The organism is Microbacterium sp., assembly GCF_035277845.1.
In the GTDB taxonomy this organism is placed as follows: domain Bacteria; phylum Actinomycetota; class Actinomycetes; order Actinomycetales; family Microbacteriaceae; genus Microbacterium.
Genome location: NZ_DATEJS010000275.1, coordinates 1 through 3174, shown reverse-complemented (window position 1 = coordinate 3174; position 3174 = coordinate 1). Strand labels below are relative to the sequence as shown.

The 3174-nt window shown below is 75.3% G+C and carries 2 protein-coding genes; both read right to left on the bottom strand.

The annotated features are described in order from the left end of the window. A partial coding sequence (locus VJR25_RS12080; RefSeq protein ID WP_324115333.1) for a transglutaminase domain-containing protein occupies positions 1-2129 on the bottom strand: 2129 nt, incomplete at its 3' end. Continuing rightward, positions 2126-3174 (bottom strand): DUF58 domain-containing protein (locus tag VJR25_RS12075; RefSeq protein ID WP_324115331.1); only part of this gene is annotated, 1049 nt, incomplete at its 5' end. The genes VJR25_RS12080 and VJR25_RS12075, both read right to left, overlap by 4 nt.

Here is a 3174-nt window from a genome sequence, read left to right as displayed (position 1 = left end):
CCGATCGCGCCGATGCGCGCCGCCGCCCACAGCGCGGCGGCGCCGGTGTCGCCCTGCTTCGGCCCGGACGTGTGCGCGGCGTCCCGCTGCACCGGGTCGGGCGGAACGACCTGCTGGGCGGTGCTCGGCCGCACGTCGGTCGCGTTCTCGGGGTCGCGCTGCCGCGTGGTGGCGTCGGTCACCCCGACGGTGTGCTGGGGGGTGACGTCGACGGGGATCCACTCCCCGGTGGATGCCTGCACCTCGGTCCACGCCGTCAGGTCGCCGCCGCGGCACACGCCACGAGCGCACGAGGGCAGCCCGCCGTCGCCGCGCAGGCGCGCTCCCACCACCACGCGCACCGGGAACCCGAGGGTCTGCGCCACGAGCGCGGTCGCGACCGCGAACTGCTCCTCGTCGCCGACCGCGGCCACGAGCGACGCACCCGGTCGTGCGCCCACCCGCTGCTCGCGGCCGAGCAGCTGCTGGAAGAGCACATCGATGCGGCCGAGAGAGTGCCCTGCGGCGCTCGGCTGGAAGGTGTAGCCGGCGCCGAGCGGCTTCTCCCACGCGGCTCCCCCGGCCGGCACGCTCAGCGCATGGCTCAGGTAGCCGCGGGCGCGGAGGCGGTCGACGAGCGTCTGCAGGGCGGCGCCGTCGGTGCCGGCATCCTGCCTGCCGACCCAGGCCTTCACGCTCGCTGGAATCGTGACCTGCGGCGAGGCGTGCGGCGACCGCACCGAGGACAGCACCGGCACCTGGGCGGTCCCGGCGGTCATCGTGTACGCGTCCCCGCGGCGCAGGCCCCCCTGCGCGGTCTCGACGGCGGCTTGTGCGGACGGGTCGTAGTAGAAGGAGTCGGCGAGGGAGGCGGCATCCGGCCCGTCGAACTGCACCTGCTGCAGCTGGCCGAACGACGGCATCCAGATGCCGGTCAGCCCCTGCACGGCGATCCGGAGCGTGGCCGGGGTGCCGCCGGCGGGCAGGGCCTGCGGAACGCGGACGAACTCCGCCTGCGCGTCGCCCGGCGCCGCCACGCGGTACGCGACGCCGTCGTACCAGGACAGCGTGGCCAGCCGCACGCGGTCGGGCAGCGCGCCGTCGAGGGCCGTGACGGTGAACAGCGGCCTGTCGACGACGGCGTCGGAGAAGTCCGTGCGGAAATCGGTGAGGGGGGTCGCTGCCCGGGCGATGTCGATGCGCGGCCCGGTCGCCGAGCGCAGCACGTCGCGGGTGCGGTCCTGCGCGATCGCGGGTGCGACGGCGGATGCCACCGTGACCGCCACCAGCACCATCGCGGCGGCGAGCAGCGTGCGCCGGACGTCGGATCCGGTGCGACGACGGGACCAGCGGATGCCGCCCGCCTCCGCGGCCCGCTGCAGTGCCCTCCGCCGGGAGGCCGACACCCGCCACGCCAGCCACACCAGCGAGCAGACGAGCACGAGCACGGCGGTGAGCTGCTCCCGCGGCGCGGCGATCGAGACCGGACCGAGCTGCACCGGCAGGCTCGTGACCGTCCTGCCGAACAGCAGTCCGAACAGCGGCATGAGCCACGCGAACACCACAGCGGAGGAACCGACGCGAGTTCGGCGGCGGCCCACCAGCACGGTGCCGAGCGGCGCGATCGTGAACACGGCGATGGCCGGCACCAGCAGGTTGCGGTAGCCACCGACCGGCAGGTCGACGGTGACGAGGTCCTTGAAGCCGGTGACGACGCCGGTCGCCGTGTCGCGGACCCCGAGCAGGATGCCGGGGAGCGTCGGCGGGGGTGCGGCCGCCAGCAGGCCCACCACGAGCACGATGAGCGCGGCGCCGACGACGACCGCGGGCCACGCCCAGCCCCGCCAGGCGGTGAGCACGGCGAGCACGAGGGCACCGAAACCCGCGAGGGTGACCGCGATGACGAACACCGGGGACGCGTAGATCGGCCAGGTCGCGAACCCGCCGACGACGGCGAGGCTCACGGCGTAGAGCACCGCGGCACGCAGGTGCGGGTCGCGCGGCCCGTCCAAGCCGGCCGCGCGTCGCTCCTGCGCCGCACGCAGCCGCCGCTCGCGCCCGTACGGGGCGACATCCGCCGCGGTCCGGGATACCGCTGCGCCGTGCCGGCCGCGCGAGGCGACGGGCAGCGGACGGATGCGGCGACTCACGACTGCACCGCCCGGAACATGAGGCCGGGAAGGTCGACCAGCACGCCCACGGTGAGCACCGTGAGATCCGGCAGCACCTGCCTGCGCGGGTGTGCGGTGGGGTCGGCGATCACCGCGACCACCGCGGTGTCGGGCGGGAACGCGAGGGCGGCGCGACGCAGCCGCGCCGTCGTGACCGGTGAGCCGCACACGATGAACGCCAGTGCCAGCGAGTCGGCGGTTTCGGCGGTGAGCCGGCACACCTCCTCCAGCGGCAGCGGGTTCTCGGCCTGATCGATGCGCGAGAAGCCGTCCAGCAGGGGCCGGGGCGCGGGCGCCCGCAGCACCTCGATCGCGCGCGTGCGCTCGGTGCGCGGCAGATCGGTGCCGGTGACGACCTCGACGTCCCGTCCATCGCGCACGGCCTGCACGGCGAGGGATGCCGCACAGCTGACCGCGAGCTCGAACTCCTCCTCCGACGCGGCGTCGCCCTCGTCGAGACTGAGCACGACGGCGAGCCGCGAGCGCAGCGTCTGCTCGAACTGGCGCACCATGAGGCGGCCGGTCTTGGCCGTCGACTTCCAGTGGATCTGCCGCTGCGCGTCGCCGGGCAGATACTCGCGGATGGCGTGGAAGGACATGTCCGCGTCGACGAGCCGCTGCACCGGGCTGCCTTCGAGGTCGCGGATGAGGCCGCCGGAGACCGCGGGCACGGGCACGGTGCGCGGGTGCACGAACAGCTCGCGGCGGGCCTCCCACCGGCGCTCCCGGCGCAGGATGCCGACCGGGTCGCTGCGCACCGCGGCGGGCGGTCCGATGCGGATGACCCCGCGCCGCACGGCGGGGATCTCCAGGTGCCGCGTCACCTCGTGCCCGCCCCGCAGCAGCGGCACGCCGATCTCGATGAGTCCCGCCCCGACCGGCAGGTCGAGCCGGCCGGGCAGCACGGTGCGCACTCCGGTGTTGCGCACGTGCACGTCGGCATCCACCGTCGCGCCCGCGACGACCCGCTCGTGGGCGAGCCGCACCGCCACCGCGTACCCGCTCGCGCCGAACAGGAACGGGA